The organism is Cellulomonas sp. P4_A2, assembly GCF_056402515.1.
Genome location: NZ_JBFUHG010000018.1, coordinates 1 through 23,004 on the forward strand (window position 1 = coordinate 1; position 23,004 = coordinate 23,004).

Sequence of the window (23,004 nt, forward strand, 5' to 3'; positions counted from 1 at the left end):
GCCTCGACAGGCGCGGGGGCAGGGGCCGGGGCGGGCGCGACGGGTGCCACGGCAACCACGCGGTCGACGCCGACGGCGTCCTCGGGCATGACGAGGAGCCAGTTCGGATAGATGAGCCGTGCGAGCGAGAGCTCGTGACCGTCGGGCTGGTCCCGCGACCTGTTGAGCTCGTAGATCTCCTGGTACCTGCGACCGTCGCCCATGGTCCGCTCGGCGATGTCCCAGAGGTTGTCGTGGTACCGACCCTCCGGCGGGTGCACGACGTACACGCGCTTGCCAACGAGCTCCGCGCCCTGCTCCGGGCTCAGCTCGACCCCGCCCAGCTGGTAGGTGGTCCCCGCCTGTGCGACCTCGGGACCGGCCTGCACCACGGGCGCCGCCGGCGCCGTGACCTCCCCCGCGACGGCGGTCGAGGTGACCGCGACCGACGTCCCGACGTGCTCGACCGTGGTCGGCGCCGCGGCCGCCGTCGCCTGCCCCGCAGCGGTGACCAGCAGCAGGACCGCCGCGACGAGCGTGCGCGCGAGGCGCTGGCTCGGACCGGCCAGCGGGACGCGCGCGGGCAGCCCGACCCCGCGGACGGCGGAACGGAGCTCGACGATCACGCACACCGTGAACTGCAGCCACGCCAGCCAGACGACCCACAGGAGCACGCTCAGGAGCTGCGCGGTGCCGAGCGTCGCCGTGAGCTGGTCACGCGTCGGCAAGGACCTCGGGAGGCCCGGGACACCACCGAGCGCGATCAGCAGCGCGGGCACGCCGACCACGACCAGGAGCAGCACGAGTGCCGCACCGAAGGCGCCCGCGCGCGAACCGCTGGGCGCGGGGGGCGCGGGCTGGAAACGTCCCGGCCCGCTCTGCTCGGGCTGGGACCGTCGGGGGTCGACGCGTGTGCTCATGGTGCTCCCGGGAGCTCGTTGACGATGCCGACGGCGGCGCGGGCGGTCGCCTCACCGTCGACGGTGAACTCGTTGATCATGATGAGGCTGAGGAGCGACGTCGGCACGACCCGCGTGAGGACGACGTGCACCTGCGCCGCGTCCGCCTCGATGGAGACGATCTCGTCGGGACGATACCCGCGGGCGTCCAGGAAGCGCTCGGCGGCGTCGCGCGCCCCGGCGGGATCGATCCGGACGTCGCCGGTCGCGCGCAGCGTGTCGAGGTCCAGCACGTTGGCCCCGGCGCGGGCCGCCTGCTCCGCGTCGTCGGCGAGGGCCGCCCGCGCGTTGATGGCGCGACCGCCGTCGACCACGAGGCCGGCGACGACCATCAGGACCAGGACGATCCCGATGACGAAGACCGACGCGGTCCCGGACTCGTCGCCCCGCAGCCGGCGGTTCACGGCGCCCCCACGGACCGGTGCAGGTCGAGCGGGGCCGAACTCGTCGCCGAGATCGACGTCGAGCCGGGGAGCCCGAGCGCACCGAGGTTGGCGTAGGAGATGGCGCAGGTGACCGTGACCGTCAGCGTGCCGCCGGCGACGAACGCGCCGTCGAGCAGGACCGGCTCGCACTCGAGGGTGTCCGGGACGGTCGCGTCGAGCGCGTCCTGCGCGGCCAGCTGGGCGCCCTCGGCAGTGCGTGCGAGCGTCGCGGCGCGCACGGCCTCGCGCGCGGCTGCCTGCGTCTGCCCCTCGGCCGACACGTGCCGGCCGAACGCGACGACGAGCATGAGCAGCAGCATGAGCAGCGGGACGAGCACGACGATCTCGACCGCCATCGTGCCCTCGTCGTCCCGGAGCCTGGACGCGCTCACTGGTCCGGCCTGAACATCTCGACCGGACCCTGCACCACGGCCTGCACCCCGGGCGCCCAGCCGGGGATGATCTCCATCGACCGGCCGGTCACCGTCGCGCTGACGGTGCCGGGGTCCACGAGCACCACGTCCACGTCGACGTCGACGAAGGTGCCCTTGCCGATGGCCTCGGCGTAGTCCCGACCGCGCGCCTCGGCGTGGTCGAGGGCCTCGGGGGTACCGCCCTCGGCCCGCGCGACGCGGGCGGCCTCGCGGGCCGTCGCGCCGGCGATCTCCTGGCCGTACCAGCTGAGCGCGAACTGCACCACGAGGAACGTGATGAGCATGAGCAGGGGCGTGTAGAGCACCAGCTCGATCGCCGACGATCCGGCGTCGGGCGACGCGAACCGACCCCGGGCACCAAGGTGCCGGGGTGTCGGGCGCGCCGCCGCGGTCATGCCCCGCCGACCCCGCCGCCGCCGTCGGGCAGCTCGGGCACCTCGAGCTTGTCCGCGCTGTTGTTGACGAAGTTGTAGATCACCAGGCCGACCGCCGCGGCGATCGCGACGAGCACGCCGGTGATGATGACCCACTCGATCGCCGAGGCGCCGAGGTCGGGAGCGCTGCGCGCGCGGTCGAACCGGCGCCGCAGCTCCAGGTAGAGGAACCCCCACGGGGTTGCCAGGTTGTTCATTCGTCCAGATCCTTCCTTCTGCCGTCAGGGACGGGATAGGGGCGAGCGTGCAGGTCAGAGCCCTCCGAGCACACCGACCAGCGCCGGGTACATGAGGAAGATGAGGAACCCGACGCACAGCAGCAGCTGCGCGACGAGCATGGACTGCGAGCTCTCGCCGGCCCGGCCCTCGGAGTCGGCGAGCTCGCGGCGGCGCATCGAGTCGGCCCGCGCCGCGAGCGACTCGCGAACGCGGGCGCCGTCCTCCGCGACGAGGGCCAACGAGGCCGCCAGGTCGCGCAGCTCGTCGATGCGGAGCTCCTCCCCCAGCGCGCCCAGCGCCGACCACGGCGTCTGACCGCGCAGACGCGCGGCACCGAGCGCGTCGCGGATGCGCACCATCGCCCAGCCGTCGCTGAGCTCGGAGGCGCTCTGCAGCGCCTCCGGCACCCCGCGGCCGCCTGCGAGGCTCATGGCGACCAGGTCGAGGAACGACCCGACGACGTGCCGGAAGTCGCGACGGGCGTTGCGCGCCTGACCCGTCACGGCGAGCGTCGGCACCGACGCCGCCAGCAGGGCGATCAGCAGGCTCACGATCAGGGGCAGAGCCAGCGAGATCGGCGCGCCGACGGCGAAGAGCACCGTCCCCAGCACGATCGGCACGAACAGGCCGACGACCCCCGAGACGATCGTCACGGCAAGGTGGACGTCGAGCGGACGACCCAGGACGGCGAGGTCCGACCGCAGCTGGCCGAGCTGCACGCCGGAGCGAGCGAGCGACGTCGCGGTCCGCCGCCCCAGGTCGTGCATCCACCGCGAACCCGACGCGGCGCGCGGGTCGATGGCGAGGATGCCCGCGCGCTGCCGCTGCTCCGAGCGCTCGAGGTCGATCCGGGCCAACGTGGCGCCGGGCCGGTTGGTGGCCGGCGGCGCGAACGCGAGGACCATCAGCAGCACGCCGAGGCCCACGATTGCGCCGGCCAGCATCGCGCCGATCATCGGTCCTCCGTCACGACGAGGAACCGCGCGGGCGTGTCGATGCCCGACAGCCTCTTCATCCACAGGAACCCGCCGGCGAAGCACGCGACGACGACGAGCAGGACCACCTGGCCGAGCGGCGAGCCGTACGGCTCGACGAAGTTCGGGCTGAGGAACGTGATCGCCGCGATCACGAAGATCGAGAAGATGATCACGATCTGCGACGACCGTCGGGTGGCCGCGCGGGCGGCCGTCACGCGCTGCCGCATCTCCAGCTCGGCGCGGGCGGAGTCCGCGAGCGACGAGAGCACCTGCCGCAGGCCGGGCCCTCGCAGCTTGGCGTTCAGGACCAGGGCGGCCACGATGAGGTCCGCGCTGGGGTCGTCCAGGTCGTCGGCGAGCCGGCGCAGCGCGACGGGCAACGGCGTGCGCACCCGGAGGCGGTCCACGAGCAGCTGGAGCTGCGGCCGGATCGAGGGCGCCGCGGCATAGGCGGTCGCGGGGATCGCCTGCTCGAGCCCGACGGCCCCGGCGATCGTGTCGCGCAGCGACTCCGTCCACGTGGCCAGGCCCTCGAGCCGGGCCATCGCCTGGCGCTCCGCCTTCGCGCCGCCGAGCAGCGCGGGCGCGGCGACGACGAGCGCGGCCGAGGCGAGCGCGGCGACGGGCCAGCGCGTGAGGACGAGCACCAGCAGACCCACGCCGATCGCGATCAGCGTGCGCCGGCCCATCCGCTGCACGAGGCCCGGACCGGACGCGACGACCTTCGGCGCGCGCTCCCGCGGCCGCAGCGCGACGACGAGCAGGACCACGCCGGCGCCGACGACGGCGCCGAGCAGGATGATCAGGAGCGTGGACGGTGCGGGCATGCCGGTCATCTCCTCCCGACGTCGGCGAAGCCGGGGACGTAGCCCACGGCGACGAGCTCGTCGAGGCACGCGATCGGCGCCGCGGCCCGGGCGACCCCGTCCACCCCGGGCGCGAACACCTCGCTCGACAGCACGCGGCCGTCGACGCCGTTGATCTCACGGATGCTCGCCACGTAGCGACGGAGGCGCCCGCCCTGCTGGTAGTCGTTGTGCTTCTGCACGAACACGACGAAGTCGATGGCCCCGGCGATGAGCATCATCGTGGCCTCGATCGGCAGCCGCTCGGCGGACTGGATCGCGTAGGTCGAGATGCGGTTGAACACCTCGATGGAGCTGTTCGCGTGGATCGTCGACAGCGAGCCGTCGTTGCCCTGGCTCATCGCGTTGAGCATGGTGACGATCTCGTCGCCCAGGACCTCGCCGACGATGACACGGCTCGGGTTCATGCGCAGGCTGCGGCGCACGAGCTCGGCCATCGCGATCCGACCGTGGCCCTCGGAGTTGGGCAGCCGCTCCTCGAACGCGACGACGTTCGGGTGCAGGTCGGGGAACTCCCCCAGGCCCAGCTCGAGCGCGCGCTCGACCGTGATGAGGCGCTCCCCGGGCGGGATCTCGTTCGCGAGCGCGCGCAGGAGGGTCGTCTTCCCCGCGTTCGTCGCGCCCGCGATCATGACGTTCTTGCGCGCCCGCACCGCGGCCGACAGGAAGCCGGCGACGTCGGTCGAGACGGAGCCGAACCGCACGAGGTCGTCGAGGTGCACGCGAGAGAGCCGCGCGCGCCGGATCGAGATCGAGGGCCTCGCGCAGACGTCCATGACGGCCGAGAGCCGGCTCCCGTCCGGCAGGCGCAGGTCGAGCTGCGGGTTCGCGGAGTCGAACGAGCGGCTCGACAGGCCCGAGTACGCGCCGAGCACCTGCACGAGCTCGACCAGCTCGTCGTCCGAGTCGGCGATCGGCTGACCGCGCTCCTCACGCCCGTCCGCGTACTGCACGAACACGTTGTCATAGCCGTTGATGTCGATGTTCTCGATCTGCAGGTCGTCGAGCAGCGGCTGCAGACGACCGACGCCGTAGAGCGCGGCGTGGATGCCTGCCGCGATCTCCTCCTCCTCGGCAGGGGTCGGAGGGGTGCGGGCCGACGAGATCTCCGAACGGGCGTGCGCGTCGAGCACGCGGCCGATGACGGCGCGGGCGAACTGTCGCTCGTCCTCGGCCGACATGGGCGGCAGCCCCGTCGCGGCGTCCTCCCGACGCTGGCGCGCCAGGACGTCGGCGACCTCTTCGCGCAACCTGCGCACGAGTGCCTGGTCAAGCATGGTGGTTCACCCCCTGGTGTCCGTCGGCGTCGGTCACGCCGTTCCTGTCCGCACGGTGGCCCGCATGGACGCGAGCCCGCGGATCGGCTCCACGAGCTGGCGGGCCGACCGGACCAGCAGCGAGCGGTCGATCGCCCGGTCGAGGCGGCCGCCCAGCACGGCGGCGGCGCGCTCGTCGTGGGCCACGACGCCCAGCACCGGGTTGGTCAGGCCGCTGTGCGCCAGCAGGCTCTCGAGCTCGGGAGCCGCTCGGCGGTCCTTGGCGTCCGCGACGATCAGCACGCCGACGGGAGGACCTCCGCCGTTCGACGCGAGCCAGTCGGTCCAGGCGAGCCGCTCGCGCAGGTGCGCGTACGCCTCGACCTGCGGACGGACGACGAACAGGAGCACGTCCGCGGCCGTGACCAGCGGTGTCACCGGGCTGCCGACGGCGAGCCGGCCCACGTCGGCGACCACGGCACCGGGCTGGCGGACGAGGATCTCGCCGATCGTCGTCCAGACCGGTCCCATGCCGGCGACCTGCTCCGGACGGTTGACGCCGCACAGCACGTCCAGCCCGCCGTCGGTCAGCTGCAGGTGCGGTCCGACCGGAGCCTGATCGGTGCCGCGGCGCGCCGCGACCGCCAGCGACAGCAGTCCGCGTTCCGGGTCCAGCGGCTCGTGCGCGGGCGACCGGGACAGCAGCGCCGTGTCCCCGCCGGCGGGATCGGCATCGACGAGGATGGAGTCGCTGGGCCAGATCGACGCGAGCACGCGCGCGGTCGTCGTGACGCCCGGAGCACCCTTGGCGGAGGCCAGTGCGATGAGCACGTCAGCTGTCCTGGTCCAGCGGGACGCCGCGGGACAGCAGGACGACGGCGAGGTCGCCCGCCGCCGCGACCGCCGCGACGTCAGGTGCGTCGCTGCCCGACACGTTGAACGTCACGAACGTGGTGCTCGACGACATGCCACCGGAGTCGCTCGTCCGCGTCGAGCTGACGCGCGCCTGGTCCACGATCACCGAGCCGGCGCCGCCCGTCGCCGCGTCGCCGACCGCGACCAGCTGCACGAGGTCGCCCGCGAACAGGCCGTTGGCGGGCATGCGGCCCGCACCGATGGCGGCTCCCACGGCGACGTCGCCCTCCGGGATCCACGGCGTCTCGCTGATCATCGACGCGTCCAGGAGCTGCTTCTTCGTGAGCGCGACCCGGGTGTACTGGCCGACGACGGCGTCCTTGGAGGCGGCCGGGACGAGGATCGTGCCCTCGGACGCGACCGGCGTGCTGGTGAGGTCCTCCGCCGTCAGCTGCTTGCCGGCCGGCACGTCGCGAGCCACGACGAGCACGTCCACCCGGTTGTCGGCCCGCAGCGCGAGCAGCCCGGCGAGCGCGGCGCCACCGACGATCAGGAGCACGGCCAGGACGGCCAGCGCGGGCCGCCGCTCGCGCGGCGGGGGCGGCAGGCGGTCGCCGCGCTGTGCGGCGGGAGCCAGGCCGCGCTCCTCGCGGGCGCGTCGGCGGTCGTTGACGGTGTCGCGCGAAGGCGCGCCGGTGGAGCTGCTCATCTGGTCGTGTCACACCTCGCGTCGATCCGTCCGACGGTCGCCGGGACGTGTGAACTATAAGGCGACACTTCGGACATCGCCGGTCGTCACCGACCGGCGGATGCTCTGTCACCCATCTGGACGAGGGGCTCCACGCCCCGCTCGGGAGCCGTCTCCGACGCCGTGCGAGAGGCGCGTACCGCCGCTGACCAGCGAGTTCAGAACAGGACCGGCTGGGCTGAGCCGACCGTGGGCTCGAGCACGGGCATCTCGCCGGACGACATGCTCCCGGAGGGGTAGGAACCCTCCCGTGCACCGCCCGTCCGGCCCGCCCGGTGACCGGCCGGGTCGGCGAAACCGTGCCGGACCAGCAGCGGCCGGACGCGCGCGTCGAGCCAGCGCGCGTACTCGTGGGGCACGTACGCCCCCCGCCCGTACAGCGCCTCGTACCGGCGCACCAGCCCCGGCGCGTGCTCGGCCAGCCAGGCGAGGAACAGCGGCTTGACCGCGCCCCGCAGGTGGAGGGGAAGGACGGTGACCCCCGTCGCACCCGCATCGGCAAGCTTGGCCAGCAGGTCGTCGAGGTGCGCGCGGTCGTCCGTCAGCCAGGGCATCACGGGCGCGACCATGACCCCGCACGGCAGCCCCGCCTCGCGCACGGCCCGGACCAGCTCGAGGCGCGCCCTGGGCGTCGGCGTCCCGGGTTCCACCGCCTGCTGGAGCGCCTCGTCCCCGACCGCGAGCGAGATCCCGATGCCGACCGGGACGTGGGTCGACGCCTCGGCGAGCTGCGCGAGGTCGCGTCGCAGCAGCGTGCCCTTGGTAAGGATGGACAGGGGCGTCCCCGAACGCACGAGCGCCTCGATGATCCCGGGCATGAAGCGGTACCGGCCCTCGACGCGTTGGTACGGGTCGGTGTTGGTGCCTAGTGCGACCGGCTCGCGCCGCCACGACGGCCTGCCCAGCTCGGCCTTGAGCACGTCCACCACGTTCGTCTTGACGACGATCTGCGTCTCGAAGTCGCGACCGGCGTCCAGATCGAGGTACTCGTGGGTCGGGCGGGCGAAGCAGTAGGTGCAGGCGTGCAGGCACCCACGCGTCGGGTTGACCGTCCAGCGGAACGGCATGCGCGACGCCTCAGGCACCTTGTTGAGGGCGCTCTTGCAGGTGACCTCGTGGAACGTGACCCCGGCGAACTCCGGCGTCCGGACGCTGCGCACGAGCCCGGAGAGCGCGAGACCCGGCAGCGCGGCGTCGTCGGCCGCCAGCTTCTGCCCGTCCCATCGCATGCGTCCAGTCGAACACGTGTTCTAACGGGTGTCAACCGTCTGCGGTTGCCGGCGCGCCCCGTCTCCCGGAACCTCGTCGGATGGAGACGACGCAGCTCGCGGAGCGCAGTGCGACCGAGCACCCCCAGCGCGGGGTCGGGAGCGTGCTCGTCCTGGTCCTGCTCGTCGCGGTGAACGTCGCGGTCGGGGCCCTGGGCGGCCTGTCCACCGCGGACGCCGTCGACGGCTGGTACGCCGACGCCGACAAGGTGGCGTGGACCCCGCCGAACGGCGTGTTCGCACCCGCCTGGAGCGTCCTGTACGTGCTCATGGCGGTCGCGGCCTGGTTGGTGTGGCGTCGCGGCGGCTGGGCGCCTGCGCGCAACGCCCTGACGCTCTACATCCTCCAGCTGGCCCTCAACGCGGCGTGGACCCCGGTGTTCTTCAGCGGCCGGCTCGTCTGGGTCGCGCTGGCGATCATCGTCGCGCTCGACGCGGTGCTGATCGCCACGGCCGTGGCGTTCTGGCGGCACTCGAAGGTCGCGTCGTGGCTGCTCGGGCCCTACATCACCTGGGTGCTGTTCGCCACGACGCTCAACCTGGGCATCGCGGTGCTCAACTGACGGGCACGACCCGGGGCCACAGATCGTCGTCGGCGGGCGTCCAGACGGAGGCGTCGGCGTCGACCTGGTCGCCCGAGCGGATGTCCTTGACCTGGTCCGGTCCGCCGTCGGCACCGAGGAACCACACGAACGGGATCCCCCGGCGGTCGGCGTGGCGGATCTGCTTGCCGAACTTGGCCGCGCTCGGTGCCACCTCCACCGGGATGCCCCGCGACCGCAGCAGGGCCGCGACCTCGTCGGAACGCTCCCGTGCCTCCTCGGTGCCGACCGCGACCAAGACGGCGCTCGGCACGGACCGCGTCGCCCGCACGAGCCCGGCGCCGAGCAGCCGGGACACCAGGCGCGAGACACCGATCGACAGGCCGACGCCCGGGTAGGTGGTGGCGCCGTCGGAGGCGAGCGTGTCGTAGCGACCGCCCGAGCAGATCGAGCCGAGCTGCTCGTGGCCGACGAGGACCGTCTCGTAGACCGAGCCCGTGTAGTAGTCGAGCCCGCGCGCGATCTTGAGGTCCGCGACGACGACGCCGGGGGCCCGCACGGACGCCGCGCGGATCAGTGCGCCGAGCTCCGCGAGCCCCTCGTCGAGAAGGTCGTTGCTCACGCCGTGCGCGGTGGCGAGGTCGCGGACCGCGTCGATCACGCCCTCGTCGCTCCCGTGGATGGCGGCCAGCGCCAGGCACGCCCGGGCCTGCGCCTCGTCGGCACCCGCCTCGGCGACGAGCAGGGCCGCCACCTTGTCGGCGCCGATCTTGTCCAGCTTGTCGATGCTGCGCAGGACCGCCTCGACGTCGTCCAGCCCGAGGCCGCGGTAGAAGCCCTCGGCGACCTTGCGGTTGTTCACCAGGATCCGCACCGGCGGGACGCCGATCTCCTGGAGCGCGCCCAGCGCCGCCGCCATCACGAGCGGCAGCTCGACCTCGTAGTGGTACGGCAGCTCGCCGGCGCCGACGACGTCGATGTCAGCCTGCACGAACTCGCGGAAGCGGCCGTCCTGGGGGCGCTCGCCCCGCCAGACCTTCTGGATCTGGTAGCGGCGGAACGGGAAGGCGAGGTGACCGGCGTTCTCCAGCACGTAGCGCGCGAAGGGCACCGTCAGGTCGAAGTGCAGGCCCAGTCCGGCGGTCCGGTCGAGCTCCTCCTCCTGCAGCCGGCTCAGGACGTAGACCTCCTTGGAGGTCTCCCCCTTGCGCAGCAGCTGGTCGAGCGGCTCGACGGCTCGCGTCTCGATCCCCGCGAACCCGTGGAGCTCGAAGGTGCGGCGCAGGACGTCGAGGACGTGCTGCTCGACGAGGCGCCCGTCGGGCAGCCACTCGGGGAATCCGGACAACGGGGTGGGGCGGGCCATGGGGCCTGATCTTTCCAGACGGTTCAGGGCTGCAAGAACGGGTTGTGCGCGAGCTCGGACGCGATCGTGCTGGTCGGACCGTGCCCGGGGACCACGACCGTCTCAGGTGCGAGCAGCGCGACCACCTCGCGAAGGGTCTGCTGCATGGTCTCGTGGTCGCCGCCCGGCAGGTCCGTGCGGCCGATCGTGCCCGCGAACAGGACGTCGCCGGTGAACGCGAGCCGGTCCTCCTCCATCTCGACCAGGTAGAGCGTGGACCCCTCGGTGTGGCCGGGTGCGTGCCGCGCGACGATCCGCAGACCGCCGAGCTCGAGCGTCACGTCCGGGCTGCGCGGGTCGGCCGCGGCGCCGAACGTCTCGATGCGGGCCGGTGCCCGGTAGGTGGTCGGATCGAGCCCCGCCGCGGCCAGCGCCTGCGCCAGCGGGCCGCTCGGGTCGTGGACCGCGTGGCCGAGGACGCCCAGCGTCCCGAACGGGTCGGCGAGCCGGTAGGCGTCGGCCGCGTGCAGCACGACGGGCACGTCGAAAGCCTCCGAGAGGCGGGCCGCGTGCCAGGTGTGGTCGACGTGGCCGTGCGTCGCCAGGACGGCCGTCGGACGCAGGCCGCGCGTCGCGACGAGGTCCACGACGTCGTCGGCGACCCCCGCCCCGGCGTCGATGACGACGCACGAACCGTCGTCGTGGACAAGGACGCTGCAGCGCGCGCCGAACACCGGGGCGACGACCGTGATGACCTGCATGCGACGCACCGTAACGCGACCGACGTCCCGGCGTGTGGCTCAGATGGCGGAGGGCGCCCCCGCCTTGCCTAGACTGTCCCGGGTTGCTTCGTGCAGTGCGGCAGGTGAGGTGCCTGTCGTCGACGCACAACGATGCGAGGAGTAGGCGTGACCATCAAGCGCGAGCGCGAGTACGAGCGTCGCCGGTACGAGAAGTGGCAGGAGCGTCAGGCCAAGGCACGGGCCCGCAAGACGCGCCAGCGCTGGATCGTCGGGAGCATCGTCGCCGCCATCGTCCTGGTGATCTCGGCAGCCGGTCTCATCGTCCTGAACAACGACGACGGCACGCCCAGCGCGTCGCCGACCTCCCCCGCCTCGTCCGAGACGCCCGCCCCCAGCGACAACGCCGCGCAGGTGCCCGACCCGTCGCTCGCGCAGGCCCGCACGTGGACCGGACAGCTCTCGCTGACGCAGGGCGACATCGGGATCGAGCTGGACGGCGCCGCCGCGCCGCAGGCCGTCGCGAACTTCGTGACGCTCGCCGGCCAGGGCTTCTTCGACAAGACCAAGTGCCACCGCCTCACCACCGACGGCATCTACGTGCTCCAGTGCGGCGACCCCGAGGGCACCGGCATGGGCGGCCCGGGCTACTCCTGGGGCCCGATCGAGAACGCGCCCGCCGACGACATCTACCCGGCCGGCACCATCGCCATGGCCCGCCAGGGCGGCGACGGCTCCTCCATGGGCAGCCAGTTCTTCCTGGTGTACGAGGACTCAAAGATTCCCGCGGACTCCGCGGGCGGCTACACCGTGTTCGGCCACGTCACGTCCGGCCTGGACGTGCTCAAGGCCATCGCCGACGCAGGCACCGTCGAGGGGTCCGAGGCCCCGGTGTCCGACGTCATCATCGAGGGAGTGAACATCCAGTGACGCAGACCCCGACGCCCGGTCCCGTGCCCGACGACGCGGAGGTTCCCTCCGGGGGCGAAGCCGTCGACGCGCCGACCGAGGCGGCCGTCGTGTCCGACGCTCCTGACGCTCCCGAGGCCCTCGACGAGGGGGCCGTGGCCGAGGAGGTCGTCGTCGAGGACATCGTCGACGCGGTCGCCGACGAAGCCGACGATGCGGTCGCCGACGATGCCGTGGTCGTCGTCGACGAGACCGTGACCGACGCGGTCGCCGTCGTCGACGGTGACGTGGTCGAGGACGTCGTCGTGGTCGACGAGGTCGCGGTGGTCGAGGACGGCGACGTCGTCGAGACCGCCGAGGTGGTCGAGGAGACCCTGGTCGTCGACGGAGAGGTCGTGGCCGACGAGGTCACGGTCACCGACGAGGTCGTCGTGGCCGACGAGGTCACCGTGGTCGACGGGGCCGTGGTCGAGGACGTCGTGGTCGTCGACGAGGTCACCGTGATCGAGGACGGCGAGGTCGTCGAGGACACGGTCGTGGTCGAGGAGACCGTCCTGGTCGACGGAGAGGTCGTCGCCGACGACATCACGTCCGTCGACTCCGTCGCGGTCGTCGTCGAGGGGTCCGCTGCCCCTGCCCCCCGGCCGACGCCCGCGCCGCGGCCCAGCCCGCGTCCGCGGCCGGTCCCCCACCCGCCGGCCCACCCGGCACCCTCCGCGTCGACGGCGGCAGCCCCCGCCCCGGTCGCGCCCCCGCAGGACGCCGCCGAGGCCGCTATCGCGGCGACGTTCGGCAGCGTCGACGACGAAGGCACCGTGTCGGTCCGCGAGGCCGCCGGTGAGCGCGTCGTCGGGCAGTTCCCGGGTGCGACGAAGGACGACGCCCTCGCGCTCTACGTGCGGCGGTTCCTGGACCTGCAGGCCAAGGTGGCGCTCTTCGAGGCCCGCCTCGGTGCCGCCGACCTGTCGGTCAAGGAGATCGACCAGACGCTGGCCAAGCTGACCGAGGAGCTCGCCGAGCCGGCGGCCGTGGGCGACCTGGACGGGCTCCGCGCCCGCCTCGAGGCCCTGCGCGCCACCGCCGCCGAGCGTCGCGCGGTCGCCGAGGCGGAGCGCGCTGCGGCCCGCGAGGCCGCGGTCGTCGCGCGCACCCAGATCGTCGAGCAGGCGGAGAAGATCGCCGGCACCGACCCGTCGCGGATCCAGTGGCGCCCCGCGGGCGAGCAGCTGCGCACGCTGCTCGACCAGTGGAAGGAAGCACAGCGCTCCGGCCCGCGCCTCGACCGCCCGACCGAAGAAGCCCTCTGGAAGCGGTTCAGCCACGCGCGGACGACGTTCGACCGCGAGCGTCGGCACTTCTTCGCCGAGCTCGAGACCCGCAACGCGTCGGCCAAGCAGGTCAAGGAGTCGCTGGTCGCCGAGGCCGAGCGCCTGCAGTCGAGCACCGACTGGGGGGCGACCGCGGGCGTGTTCCGGGACCTCATGGTCCAGTGGAAGGCCGCGGGCCGTGCCAGCCGCGCCGACGACGACGCCCTGTGGGCCCGGTTCCGTGCCGCGCAGGACGCGTTCTTCGCCGCGCGCGACGCCCAGTCGGCCGCGACCGACGAGGAGTTCCGCGCGAACCTCGAGGTCAAGGAGGCGCTGCTGGCCGAGGCCGAGGCGCTCCTGCCGGTCACCAACCTGGCGGCGGCCAAGCAGACGCTGAACCGGATCCAGGACCGCTGGGAGGCTGCCGGCAAGGTGCCGCGCGGCGACGTCCAGCGGATCGAGGCCCGTCTGCGTGCCGTCGAGGCGGCCGTGCGCGACACCGACCAGGCACAGTGGCGTCGCACCAACCCCGAGACGCGTGCGCGTGCCGAGGGAGCCGCGGCTCAGCTCGAGCAGGCGATCGCCGGCCTCGAGGCCGACCTCGCGAAGGCGAAGGCCGCCGGTGACGCGCGCAAGATCGCCGACGCGCAGGCCGCCCTCGACGCACGGCGGGCGTGGTTGGAGCAGGTCCAGCGCGCGGCTCAGGACGCGCGCGGCTGACGCTCCGCTCGCCATCGACGCAGGGACCGGGCCCGAGTGGCCCGGTCCCTGCGTCGTTCGTGGTTGCTTCCCACCCGTCCACAGGCAGCCCGTCCGGCCCCGTCAGGAGCGTCGAGCCGGGATGCTCGTCGGATGGACGTGCTTGCCCCGTACCGCTCGCGCCCCCTGGTGCTTCCGGAGACCTTCCGCCGGTCCGACGTCGGCGCGGCGGCCTGGTGGAGGCTGCTCGACGACGGCGTCATCCGCCCGCTGTGGGGTGAGGTGGCGATCGCGGCGGACCTCGACGAGACGCCCGAGCGCCGCTCGGTCGCGATCGCGGAGCTCGTGCCGGCCCGAGGGGTCGTCGGTCGCCAGACGGCGGTCTGGCTGCACACGGGCCGGTTCGCCCCGCGCAGGGTCGACGTGCTGGTGGCGTCGCGCGCGCGGCGGGCAGAGCCCGACCCGTTGCGGACGACGGCGGAGGCGACGTTCGAGGCGGGCGACGTGGTCCAGGTCGGAGCCGTCCGGGCGACCACCGTGCAGCGCACCGGGCTGGACATCTGCCGGCACCTACCGCCCGGTCAGGCCCTGCGGCTGCTCGAGCCGCTGCTCGCGGCGGGGTTCGACCCGGCACACGGACTGACGCAGCTCGGACGCCTGGCCGGGCACCGAGGGATCTTGGGTGCGAGAGACGTCCTGCGTCGCGTCGAGGAGCCGCGCGCTGCGGTCAGGCGCGGGTGACCGGGCCGTCGGCGGACTTGGCGCCGGTGACGCGGTAGACGTCGAAGACGCCCTCGACCTTGCGCACCGCGGCCAGCACGGACGCCAGGTGCGACGGCTCAGCCATCTCGAACACGAAGCGCGAGAGGGCGACGCGGTCCCGGGAGGTCGACACGGACGCCGAGAGGATGTTCACGTGCGAGTCGGAGAGCACGCGGGTGACGTCGGAGAGGAGCCTGCTGCGGTCGAGCGCCTCGACCTGGATCTGCACGAGGAAGAGCGAGGAGCTCGTCTGGCTCCACTGGACGTCGACCATGCGCTCGGGCTCGGCCCGGAGGCTGGCGACGTTGATGCAGTCGGAGCGGTGCACGCTGACGCCGGCGCCACGGGTCACGAAGCCGACGATGTCGTCCCCGGGCACCGGCGTACAACACTTGGCCAGCTTGACCCAGATGTCGTCGACGCCCTTGACGATGACGCCGGGGTCGCCGGTGCGGACCCGGCGCTGCGTCGAACCGGGCCGGGCGACCTCGGCGAGGTCCTCCTCGTTGGCGGTCTCCCCGCCCATCGACTGCACGAGGCGCTGGACGACGGTCGCGGCCGAGACCTGGCCCTCGCCGATCGCCGCGTAGAGCGACGAGACGTCGGCGTAGCGCATCTCGTTGGCGACGGCGACGAGCGACTCGTGCGAGAGCAGGCGTTGGATCGGCAGGTTCTGCTTGCGCATCGCCTTGGCGATGGCGTCCTTGCCGTGCTCGATGGCCTCTTCGCGGCGCTCCTTGGAGAACCACTGGCGGATCTTGTTGCGGGCGCGCGGGCTCTTGACGAACCCGAGCCAGTCGCGCGACGGGCCGGCGGTCTCCGACTTCGACGTGAAGACGTCGACGACGTCCCCGTTCTCGAGCGACGAGTCGAGCGGGACGAGCCGGCCGTTGACCCGCGCGCCCATCGTGCGGTGACCGACCTCGGTGTGCACCGCATAGGCGAAGTCGACGGGCGTCGACCCGGACGGGAGTCCGATGACGTCGCCCTTGGGCGTGAACACGTAGACCTCGGAGCCGGCGATCTCGAACCGCAGCGAGTCGAGGAACTCGCTGGGGTCGGCGGTCTCCTTCTGCCAGTCCACCAGCTGCCGCAGCCACTGCATGTCGTTGCCGGAGGCGTCGGGGACGGCGCCCTTGGCGCTCTCCTTGTACTTCCAGTGCGCGGCGACGCCGTACTCGGCCCGACGGTGCATGTCGTGCGTGCGGATCTGGATCTCGACCGGCTTGCCCTCAGGCCCGATCACCGTGGTGTGCAGCGACTGGTAGAGGTTGAACTTCGGCATCGCGATGTAGTCCTTGAACCGGCCGGGGACCGGGTTCCATCGCGCATGCAGCGCACCGAGGGCGGCGTAGCAGTCGCGCACCGTGTCGACCAGGACGCGGACGCCGACGAGGTCGTAGATGTCGGCGAAGTCGCGGCCGCGAACGATCATCTTCTGGTAGATCGAGTAGTAGTGCTTCGGCCGGCCGGTGACCGTCGCCTTGATCTTGGCCTTGCCCAGGTCGGCGCCGACCTGCTCGCGGACGGTCGCCAGGTACTCCTCGCGGGCCGGCGCACGCTCGGCGACCAGGTGCACGATCTCGTCGTAGACCTTGGGGTAGAGCGTCGCGAACGAGAGGTCCTCGAGCTCCCACTTGATCGTGTTCATGCCGAGCCGGTGAGCCAGCGGCGCGTAGATCTCGAGCGTCTCGCGGGCCTTCTTCTCGGCCGAGGCGGCCGCGACGAACTTCCAGGTGCGGGCGTTGTGCAGGCGGTCGGCGAGCTTGATGACCAGGACGCGGATGTCGCGGGACATCGCCACGACCATCTTGCGGACCGTCTCGGCCTGCGCCGCGTCGCCGTAGGTGACCTTGTCGAGCTTGGTCACACCGTCGACGAGCATCGCGATCTCGGGCCCGAACTCGCGGCGCAGCTGGTCCAGCGAGTAGTCGGTGTCCTCGACCGTGTCGTGCATGAGCGCCGCAGCCAGGGTGGACGGGGTCATGCCGAGCTCGGCCAGGATCGTCGCGACGGCGACGGGGTGCGTGATGTACGGGTCGCCGCTCTTGCGCAGCTGGCCGCGGTGCGCCTTCTCGGCGACGACGTACGCCTGCTCGACGACCGCGAGGTCGGCCTTCGGGTGGTTGGTGCGCGCGGCCTGGAGCACGGGCTCGAGGGCAGGGAACGTCGCACCGTTGCGCGCGCCGAACCGCCCGAGCCTGGAGCGCATCCGACCCGAGGGCGAGCCGGGCTGGGCGTCGGACACACCGTCGACGCCGGTCGCGGGCGTGCGGACGTCTTCTGTCATCGCACCCCCTCCCTCGGTCGAGGCGTCAGTCTACGACCGCGGGAGCACAGGAAACGCACCACGCGCTCCTCAGGGGACCGTGACCAGCACGTCGATCGGCCGGCCGCCGAGCAGGTCACGCCCGTTCAGCGCCTCGAGCTCCACGAGGAACGAGAGCCCGACGACGACCGCACCGCACCGCTCGAGGAGCTCGACGGTTGCGGCCGCGGTGCCCCCGGTGGCGAGGACGTCGTCGATGACGAGGACGCGCGCGCCGGCCGGGATGGTGTCCGGGTGGACCTCGATCGTGGCGGTCCCGTACTCGAGCGCGTACGACTGGGACGCGGTCGGTCCGGGCAGCTTGCCGGCCTTGCGGACGGGCAGCACGCCCGCGCCCAGGGCGAGCGCGACCGGCGAGGCGAACAGGAACCCGCGTGCCTCCATCCCCGCGACGAGGTCAACGGGTCCCTCGACGGCGGACGCGATCGCATCGACGACCGCCGCGAAGGCGTCGGCGTCGGCGAGCAGCGGCGTGATGTCCCGGAACAGGATCCCGGGCTCGGGGTAGTCCGGCACGAGCCGGACGAGCTCGTCGACGCGACGCAGCACGGCCGCGCGGTCGCGCCGGCCGGCACGCCCGACAGGGGCGTCCGAGGACGCCCCTGTCGGGTTCGAAGCGGTGTCGGGCTGGGTCACTTCTTGGTCGGGCGGCGCTTCGGCTGGGCCGCCACGCCCTGGTGCGAACCGGCCTTGAGCGCGCCTGCCGGCACGTAGGTGGGGCCGGAGAGCGCGAGCTCGCCGTCCTCCGTGGTCCCGCCGGCCGCCGCGGCGCGCACCGCGAGGATCTTGGCGGTGTGCGCCTTGATCGCGGGCTCCCGCTGTCGCAGCACGACCTCGAACGGCGTCGCCAGGAAGATCGACGAGAACGTGCCGATGAGCATGCCGACGAAGAGGGCGAGCGCGATGTCACGCAGCGTGCCCGCGCCGAGGACGACAGCCCCGACGAAGAGGATCGCGGCGACGGGCAGGAGGGCGACGACCGAGGTGTTGATCGACCGGACCAGCGTCTGGTTGACGGCCAGGTTGGCCTTCTCGGCGTAGGTCCAGCGCGACTGCTCGAGCGTGTCCGCCGTGTTCTCGCGCACCTTGTCGAACACGACGACCGTGTCGTAGATCGAGTACCCGAGGATCGTCAGGAAGCCGATCACCGTCGCCGGCGTGACCTCCCAGCCGACCGCCGCGTAGACGCCGACCGTGATGATCAGGTCGTGGAACAGCGCGATCAGCGCGGCGAGGGCCATGCGCCAGTTCCTGAAGTACACGGTCATGACGACGGTGACCAGGAGCAGGAACACGAGGATGCCGATGATGGCCTTCTGCGAGATGTCCTTGCCCCAGGACGGCCCGATGAAGGAGCTCGTGACGTTCTCGACCGGCACGTTGTAGGCCTCGGCCAGCGCGGCCTTGACCTCCTCGACCTGCGCGTTGTCGAGCGTCGAGGTCTGGATCCGCATGCTGTCCGCACCGACGGTGGTGACGCGCGGCTCCTCGTCGGGCGCGACCGACAGCACCGTGTCGATGGCGAGCTGCTGGTCCTTGTCGGACACGCCCGCGACGACGAACTCCGAGCCGCCGCGGAAGTCGATGCCGGGGTTGAGGCCCGGCTTGATCAGGAAGATCGCCGACAGGATGACGAGGATCGTGGAGATCGTGAACCAGATCTTGCGGCGGCCGACGATGTTGTACGAGCGACGACCGGTGTAGAGGTCGTTGCCCCACTGGGCGAATCCGGCGGCCATCAGTGCTCGTTCCCCTCGGTGCGCCCGGACTCGGGCTCGGACTCCTGCGGCGGGCTGTCCACGGGGGCGTCGGTCGGCTCGGCCGCCGCCTTCTTCGCGGCCGCACGACGCTCGGCGATGGTCAGGCCCGACTCGTTCGGCGCACCGACGGTGACCGGAACGCGGGACCCGGAGTCCGCCGTGCTGGGCTTCTCGGGCGCGTCCTGGACGTCAGAGTCCGACGACGTCACGGTGACGACCCGGCCACGACCGGCGTAGCGGGTGGTCGGGACGCCGAGCCGCCTCGGGTCCAGGCCCGACAGGACGTGGCCCTGGCCGAAGAACTTGGTCTTCGACAGGAGCTCCATGACCGGGTGGGTGAACATGAAGACGACGAGGATGTCGATGAGCGTCGTCAGACCGAGGGTGAACGCGAAGCCCTTCACGCCGCCGACAGCGAGGACGTAGAGCACGCTCGCCGCGAGGAGGTTGACGGCGTCGGACGCCAGGATCGTGCGGCGCGCACGCTCCCAGCCACGCTCGACGGAGGCGACGAGGGTGCGACCCTCGCGGAGCTCGTCGCGGATGCGTTCGAAGTAGACGATGAACGAGTCGGCGGTGATACCGATGGCCACGATCAGACCGGCGACACCGGGCAGCGAGAGCCGGTAGCCGTAGAGCCACGAGAGCAGCGTGATCACCGCGTACGTGACCGTCGCCGAGACCACGAGCGAGAACACCGTGACCAGGCCCAGCGCGCGGTACTGGAACATCGAGTAGACGACGACCAGGATCAGGCCGATGAGGCCGGCGATGAGGCCCATCCGCAGCTGCTCGGACCCGAGCGTCGCCGAGATCTGCGCCTCGCTCTGGACCTTGAACGTCAGCGGCAGCGAACCGAAGTTCAGCTGGTTGGCCAGGCTCGCGGCCGACTCACGCGTGAACGATCCGGAGATCACCGCGCGGCCGTCCGAGATGACGACGCCGGGCGCGAGGCTCGGCGCCGAGATCACGAGGCCGTCGAGCACCATCGCGAACTGGTTCAGCGGCGACGTCTGGGCCTGCAGGCGCGTGGTCACGTCGGTGAACTGGTCGGTGCCCTTGGAGTCGAACGTGATGTTGACGACCCACTCGTTGCCCGTGCCGCCGCTCGGGAGCTGCTCCAGGCCGGAGTTGGCGCCACTGATCCGGGCGCCCTCGATCTCGACCGGGCCCAGGATGTACTTGGCGGTTCCGTCCTGGTCGCAGGTGACGACGGCCTTGTCGGGGTCACCCGGGACGCCGCCCTTGCGGTTGGCGGGGTCGGTGCAGTCCAACGCGTCGTAGTCGGCCTGGACCTTCGGGGTGACGTAGTACGCGGCGTCGCTCGGGCTGTCCGGGGCGGCCTTTGTCGGCTCGTCGGACGGCTCCGCGTCCTCGGGCGTCGGCGTGGGGTCCGGCGCGGCCGCCTCGACACCGTTGGCCGGGATCGTCGACGAGGGGGTCGGCTCGGTCGTCGTCGGCGTCGGTGCGCCCTGGACGAGGACCGGGCGGAACTCCATCTGCGCGGACGTCCGGACGAGCTTGAGCGTCTCCTCGCTCGGGTGGCCCGGCAGGGAGACGACGATGTTGTTGCCCTGGCTCGTGATCTCGGCCTCGGCGACACCCGAGGAGTCGACGCGCTGGCGGATCACCCCGATCGCCTGGTCGATCGTCCCCTTGGGGAGGTCCTCACCGTCGGTCGCGACCGGGGTCAGGATGATCTGCGTGCCGCCCTCGAGGTCGAGGGCGAGGTTCGGCGTCCACGAGGCATCGGACCACTTGACGCCGGCGGCGATGGTCGCGAAGAGCGCGGCGATGATGATGCCGAGCGTGACCAGCGTGCGGACGGGCCTGCGGCGGCGGGTAGGAGGAGCCAACGGAGTTCTTCTCTCGTGCGCGCACCCGCGGCGGGAGCAGCGGGTGGGGTCAAGGTCCGGGCATCGTCGCCCGGACCGAAGGCGTTACTGCTTGTCTGCGTCCCCGTCCTTGCGAGCAGGGGGAAGCGAGGACAGGTCGTCGGGCACGTCGATCACCGTGTCGTCGGCGTCGTCGAGCTGGTCGACGTCGGACACCGTGTCGTCGGAGTCCTCGTCCTCGTCGGACTCGTCCTCGACCTCGTCGACGGGAGGCTCGATCTTCTTGGAGATCGCGGCGCGGATCCAGCGGCTCCGGCTGCCCGGGGCGGACTCGAGCGTGATGACGTCGTCCTCGACATCCACGACCGTGCCCAGCAGGCCCGAGTGCGTCATGACCTCGTCGCCGGGCACCAGGTTGTTGCGGAACTCCATGGCGGAGCGCTGCTGCTTCCTCGTCCGGCTCGACATGAACAGCAGGCCGGCCACGGCGAGGATGATGATGAAGAAGAGGGGGTCCACAGCTACGAGCTCCGATCAGGGTGACGTGTCCGCCCGCAGTCTAGGCGCAGCGGCTCGCCGCTCCAACGCACGACCACGGACAGAGGTTCCGACTTTCGCCGGATTCCCGGGCTGGAACGGGCTAGAACGGCCCGGACGCGACGCCCGGGCCGACTGAACCTAGCCGAAGAGCGTCCCCGCCGTGTGCGGGACGTCGAGGCCGAGATGCGTCCAGGCCGCGGGGAGCGCGACGCGGCCGCGGGGCGTCCGGCCGACCAGCCCCTCGCGCACGAGGAACGGCTCGGCGACAGTCTCGACCGTCTCGGGCTCCTCGCCGACCGCCACCGCGAGCGTGGTGAGCCCGACCGGTCCCCCGCCGAACCGCGTGCACAGCGCCGTGAGCACCGCGCGATCCAGGCGGTCCAGGCCGAGCTCGTCGACCTCGTAGACCTCGAGCGCCGACCTGGCGGCCGACAGGCTGAGCGTCCCGTCGCCGCGGATCTCCGCCCAGTCGCGGACCCGGCGCAGCAGCCGGTTCGAGATGCGAGGTGTCCCCCGCGACCGGGACGCGATCTCGGCGGCCGCCTCGTGCTCCAGCGGGACCCCGAGCAGCCCTGCCGACCTCAGGAGCACTCGCTCCAGCTCGTCGGTGGCGTAGAAGTCGAGGTGCCCGGTGAAGCCGAACCGGTCGCGCAGCGGTGCCGGCAGCAGGCCGGCCCGGGTCGTCGCACCGACGACCGTGAACGGCGGCAGCGCCAACGGGATCGCGCTCGCACCCGCGCCCTTGCCGACGATCACGTCGACGCGGAAGTCCTCCATCGCCACGTAGAGGAGCTCCTCGGCGGGACGCGCCAGGCGGTGGATCTCGTCGATGAAGAGGACCTCGCCCTCCTCCAGCGACGACAGGACCGCGGCGAGGTCGCCGGCGTGCTGGATGGCCGGCCCGCTCGTGACGCGCAGCGACGCGGCCAGCTCGGCGGCGATGATCATGGCGAGCGTGGTCTTGCCGAGCCCGGGCGGCCCGGACAGCAGGACGTGGTCGGGTGCCCGGCCCCGCGCCTTCGCGGCCTGGAGGACCAGGGACAGCTGGTCGCGCACCACGCGCTGGCCGACGAACTCGTCGAGGTTCCGCGGTCGCAGCGCCGCCTCGGCGGCACGCTCGATGTCGTCGGCCGCCGGGCGGACCAGCGACTCGGCCCCGAACCGCTCGGTGACCATCTCCTCGTCGTCGTCAGGCATGCCCACCGCCCAGCGTCCGCAGCGCGGCGCGCAGGACCCCAGCGACCTCGTCCTCGCCGATCGGCCCCTCCGAGCCCTCGAGCACGGTCGAGACGGCGTCCCCTGCGGCGCGGGCGGTCCAGCCGAGCCCGACGAGCGCCTCCACGACCATGTCGCGGCGGTCGCCCGGGACGGCCCGCGCCGGGGCCGCCGACGCCACGGGAGCCGGCACCCCGATCCGGTCCTTGAGCTCGAGCACGATCCGCTGGGCGCCCTTGAGGCCGATCCCGGGTACGCGCTGCAGCGCCTTGAAGTCCTCGTCGAGGACCGCGCGGCGAAGGCCGTCGGGCGTGTGCACCGCGAGCATGGCCAGGGCGAGCCGCGGCCCGACGCCGCTGACGGTCTGCACGATCTCGAACACCTCGCGCTCGTCCGTGTCGGCGAACCCGAACAGCGTGAGCGCGTCCTCGCGCACGAGCAGCGAGGTGGCGAGCTGCGCCGACGAGCCGACCCGCAGGCCGGCGAGCGTGGCGGGCGTCGCGTGCACCAGGAGACCCACGCCGCCGACCTCGACGACGGCCGCGTCGAGCCGTACCGCCTGCACCGTGCCGTGGACCGAGGCGATCACCGGGCACCTCCC

General features: G+C 72.5%; 24 protein-coding genes. 4 read left to right on the plus strand and 20 right to left on the minus strand.

The genetic code is table 11. From position 1 onward, the window contains the following. The 11 genes from AC1DUE_RS15675 to AC1DUE_RS15725 form a co-directional block, all read right to left on the minus strand. On the minus strand, positions 1-899 hold an 899-nt coding region (locus tag AC1DUE_RS15675; RefSeq protein WP_477040343.1), incomplete at its 3' end, for a LysM peptidoglycan-binding domain-containing protein. Further along, positions 896-1,342 (minus strand): TadE/TadG family type IV pilus assembly protein, encoded by a 447-nt coding sequence (locus tag AC1DUE_RS15680; protein ID WP_477040344.1) that lies wholly within the window; start codon positions 1,340-1,342, stop codon positions 896-898. The genes AC1DUE_RS15675 and AC1DUE_RS15680, both read right to left, overlap by 4 nt. Then, positions 1,339-1,755, minus strand: coding sequence for a TadE/TadG family type IV pilus assembly protein (locus AC1DUE_RS15685; RefSeq protein ID WP_477040345.1), 417 nt, complete (start codon positions 1,753-1,755; stop codon positions 1,339-1,341). Before AC1DUE_RS15685 ends, AC1DUE_RS15680 begins: the two co-directional genes overlap by 4 nt. After that, positions 1,752-2,192, minus strand: a complete 441-nt coding sequence (locus AC1DUE_RS15690) for a TadE family protein (RefSeq protein ID WP_477040346.1) — start codon at positions 2,190-2,192, stop codon at positions 1,752-1,754. Before AC1DUE_RS15690 ends, AC1DUE_RS15685 begins: the two co-directional genes overlap by 4 nt. Further along, entirely contained in the window at positions 2,189-2,428 is a 240-nt protein-coding gene (locus AC1DUE_RS15695) for a hypothetical protein (protein ID WP_477040347.1), read from the minus strand. The genes AC1DUE_RS15690 and AC1DUE_RS15695 overlap by 4 nt, the downstream gene beginning before the upstream one ends. A 54-nt stretch (positions 2,429-2,482) precedes the next feature. Further along, the gene (locus AC1DUE_RS15700; protein WP_477040348.1) at positions 2,483-3,406 is read right to left on the minus strand and encodes a type II secretion system F family protein; all 924 of its coding nucleotides are present in this window, start codon (positions 3,404-3,406) and stop codon (positions 2,483-2,485) included. Then, positions 3,403-4,254 (minus strand): type II secretion system F family protein, encoded by an 852-nt coding sequence (locus AC1DUE_RS15705; protein ID WP_477040349.1) that lies wholly within the window; start codon positions 4,252-4,254, stop codon positions 3,403-3,405. Before AC1DUE_RS15705 ends, AC1DUE_RS15700 begins: the two co-directional genes overlap by 4 nt. 5 nt (positions 4,255-4,259) lie before the next feature. After that, positions 4,260-5,570 carry a CpaF family protein gene (locus AC1DUE_RS15710; protein ID WP_477040350.1) on the minus strand — a complete coding sequence of 437 codons (1,311 nt, stop codon included), beginning with the start codon at positions 5,568-5,570 and terminating at the stop codon, positions 4,260-4,262. Positions 5,571-5,603: 33 nt separating this feature from the next. Next, positions 5,604-6,380 (minus strand): CpaE/TadZ family protein, encoded by a 777-nt coding sequence (locus AC1DUE_RS15715; protein WP_477040351.1) that lies wholly within the window; start codon positions 6,378-6,380, stop codon positions 5,604-5,606. Position 6,381: 1 nt separating this feature from the next. Continuing rightward, positions 6,382-7,113: an SAF domain-containing protein gene (locus AC1DUE_RS15720; protein ID WP_477040352.1), complete on the minus strand. Its 732-nt coding sequence runs from the start codon at positions 7,111-7,113 to the stop codon at positions 6,382-6,384. Positions 7,114-7,310: 197 nt separating this feature from the next. Then, positions 7,311-8,381: an Rv2578c family radical SAM protein gene (locus AC1DUE_RS15725; RefSeq protein WP_477040353.1), complete on the minus strand. Its 1,071-nt coding sequence runs from the start codon at positions 8,379-8,381 to the stop codon at positions 7,311-7,313. An 80-nt stretch (positions 8,382-8,461) separates the two neighbouring features. On the opposite strand from AC1DUE_RS15725, the gene AC1DUE_RS15730 reads away from it, so the two are divergent. Continuing rightward, on the plus strand, positions 8,462-8,983 hold the full coding sequence (locus AC1DUE_RS15730; RefSeq protein ID WP_477040354.1) for a TspO/MBR family protein: 522 nt from the start codon (positions 8,462-8,464) through the stop codon (positions 8,981-8,983). Here AC1DUE_RS15730 and hisS read toward each other — a convergent pair. After that, positions 8,976-10,328 carry a histidine--tRNA ligase gene (hisS, locus tag AC1DUE_RS15735; protein WP_477040355.1) on the minus strand — a complete coding sequence of 451 codons (1,353 nt, stop codon included), beginning with the start codon at positions 10,326-10,328 and terminating at the stop codon, positions 8,976-8,978. The genes AC1DUE_RS15730 and hisS overlap by 8 nt on opposite strands. A gap of 23 nt (positions 10,329-10,351) precedes the next feature. After that, on the minus strand, positions 10,352-11,068 hold the full coding sequence (locus AC1DUE_RS15740) for an MBL fold metallo-hydrolase (protein ID WP_477040356.1): 717 nt from the start codon (positions 11,066-11,068) through the stop codon (positions 10,352-10,354). A 147-nt stretch (positions 11,069-11,215) separates the two neighbouring features. Between AC1DUE_RS15740 and AC1DUE_RS15745 the strand changes: the two genes are divergently transcribed. The 3 genes from AC1DUE_RS15745 to AC1DUE_RS15755 all read left to right on the plus strand — a co-directional run bounded on the left by AC1DUE_RS15745 (position 11,216) and on the right by AC1DUE_RS15755 (position 14,703). Continuing rightward, entirely contained in the window at positions 11,216-11,977 is a 762-nt protein-coding gene (locus AC1DUE_RS15745; RefSeq protein WP_477040357.1) for a peptidylprolyl isomerase, read from the plus strand. Further along, complete coding sequence (locus AC1DUE_RS15750) at positions 11,974-13,983, plus strand: DUF349 domain-containing protein (RefSeq protein WP_477040358.1); 2,010 nt, start codon at positions 11,974-11,976, stop codon at positions 13,981-13,983. Before AC1DUE_RS15745 ends, AC1DUE_RS15750 begins: the two co-directional genes overlap by 4 nt. 132 nt (positions 13,984-14,115) lie before the next feature. Continuing rightward, on the plus strand, positions 14,116-14,703 hold the full coding sequence (locus tag AC1DUE_RS15755; RefSeq protein WP_477040359.1) for a hypothetical protein: 588 nt from the start codon (positions 14,116-14,118) through the stop codon (positions 14,701-14,703). On the opposite strand, the gene AC1DUE_RS15760 is transcribed toward AC1DUE_RS15755, so the two are convergent. From AC1DUE_RS15760 to ruvA, 7 genes are all read right to left on the minus strand, one after another. Next, a complete protein-coding gene (locus AC1DUE_RS15760; RefSeq protein ID WP_477040360.1) occupies positions 14,690-17,014 on the minus strand; it encodes a RelA/SpoT family protein in 2,325 nt (774 codons plus the stop codon). The two genes, AC1DUE_RS15755 and AC1DUE_RS15760, sit on opposite strands and share 14 nt — an antisense overlap. Before the next feature lie 69 nt (positions 17,015-17,083). Then, the gene (locus AC1DUE_RS15765; RefSeq protein ID WP_477040361.1) at positions 17,084-17,602 is read right to left on the minus strand and encodes an adenine phosphoribosyltransferase; all 519 of its coding nucleotides are present in this window, start codon (positions 17,600-17,602) and stop codon (positions 17,084-17,086) included. Positions 17,603-17,685: 83 nt separating this feature from the next. Continuing rightward, on the minus strand, positions 17,686-18,792 hold the full coding sequence (gene secF / locus AC1DUE_RS15770; RefSeq protein WP_477040362.1) for a protein translocase subunit SecF: 1,107 nt from the start codon (positions 18,790-18,792) through the stop codon (positions 17,686-17,688). Next, a complete protein-coding gene (secD, locus tag AC1DUE_RS15775) occupies positions 18,792-20,669 on the minus strand; it encodes a protein translocase subunit SecD (protein ID WP_477040363.1) in 1,878 nt (625 codons plus the stop codon). Before secD ends, secF begins: the two co-directional genes overlap by 1 nt. Positions 20,670-20,753: 84 nt before the next feature. Then, the gene (gene yajC, locus AC1DUE_RS15780; protein WP_477040364.1) at positions 20,754-21,167 is read right to left on the minus strand and encodes a preprotein translocase subunit YajC; all 414 of its coding nucleotides are present in this window, start codon (positions 21,165-21,167) and stop codon (positions 20,754-20,756) included. Between the two features lie 159 nt (positions 21,168-21,326). After that, a complete protein-coding gene (ruvB, locus tag AC1DUE_RS15785; protein WP_477040365.1) occupies positions 21,327-22,385 on the minus strand; it encodes a Holliday junction branch migration DNA helicase RuvB in 1,059 nt (352 codons plus the stop codon). Then, positions 22,378-22,992 (minus strand): Holliday junction branch migration protein RuvA, encoded by a 615-nt coding sequence (gene ruvA, locus AC1DUE_RS15790; protein WP_477040366.1) that lies wholly within the window; start codon positions 22,990-22,992, stop codon positions 22,378-22,380. The genes ruvB and ruvA overlap by 8 nt, the downstream gene beginning before the upstream one ends. Positions 22,993-23,004 lie beyond the last annotated feature (12 nt).

Coding starts and splice junctions, on each gene's coding strand:
- AC1DUE_RS15705 (WP_477040349.1), bottom strand. CDS start 4,254: ATGCCCGCACCGTCCACGCTCCTGATCATCCTGCTCGGCGCCGTCGTC.
- AC1DUE_RS15755 (WP_477040359.1), top strand. CDS start 14,116: ATGGACGTGCTTGCCCCGTACCGCTCGCGCCCCCTGGTGCTTCCGGAG.
- AC1DUE_RS15725 (WP_477040353.1), bottom strand. CDS start 8,381: ATGCGATGGGACGGGCAGAAGCTGGCGGCCGACGACGCCGCGCTGCCG.
- AC1DUE_RS15700 (WP_477040348.1), bottom strand. CDS start 3,406: ATGATCGGCGCGATGCTGGCCGGCGCAATCGTGGGCCTCGGCGTGCTG.
- AC1DUE_RS15740 (WP_477040356.1), bottom strand. CDS start 11,068: ATGCAGGTCATCACGGTCGTCGCCCCGGTGTTCGGCGCGCGCTGCAGC.
- AC1DUE_RS15720 (WP_477040352.1), bottom strand. CDS start 7,113: ATGAGCAGCTCCACCGGCGCGCCTTCGCGCGACACCGTCAACGACCGC.
- AC1DUE_RS15690 (WP_477040346.1), bottom strand. CDS start 2,192: ATGACCGCGGCGGCGCGCCCGACACCCCGGCACCTTGGTGCCCGGGGT.
- AC1DUE_RS15695 (WP_477040347.1), bottom strand. CDS start 2,428: ATGAACAACCTGGCAACCCCGTGGGGGTTCCTCTACCTGGAGCTGCGG.
- AC1DUE_RS15730 (WP_477040354.1), top strand. CDS start 8,462: ATGGAGACGACGCAGCTCGCGGAGCGCAGTGCGACCGAGCACCCCCAG.
- hisS (WP_477040355.1), bottom strand. CDS start 10,328: ATGGCCCGCCCCACCCCGTTGTCCGGATTCCCCGAGTGGCTGCCCGAC.
- ruvB (WP_477040365.1), bottom strand. CDS start 22,385: ATGCCTGACGACGACGAGGAGATGGTCACCGAGCGGTTCGGGGCCGAG.
- AC1DUE_RS15710 (WP_477040350.1), bottom strand. CDS start 5,570: ATGCTTGACCAGGCACTCGTGCGCAGGTTGCGCGAAGAGGTCGCCGAC.
- AC1DUE_RS15760 (WP_477040360.1), bottom strand. CDS start 17,014: ATGACAGAAGACGTCCGCACGCCCGCGACCGGCGTCGACGGTGTGTCC.
- secF (WP_477040362.1), bottom strand. CDS start 18,792: ATGGCCGCCGGATTCGCCCAGTGGGGCAACGACCTCTACACCGGTCGT.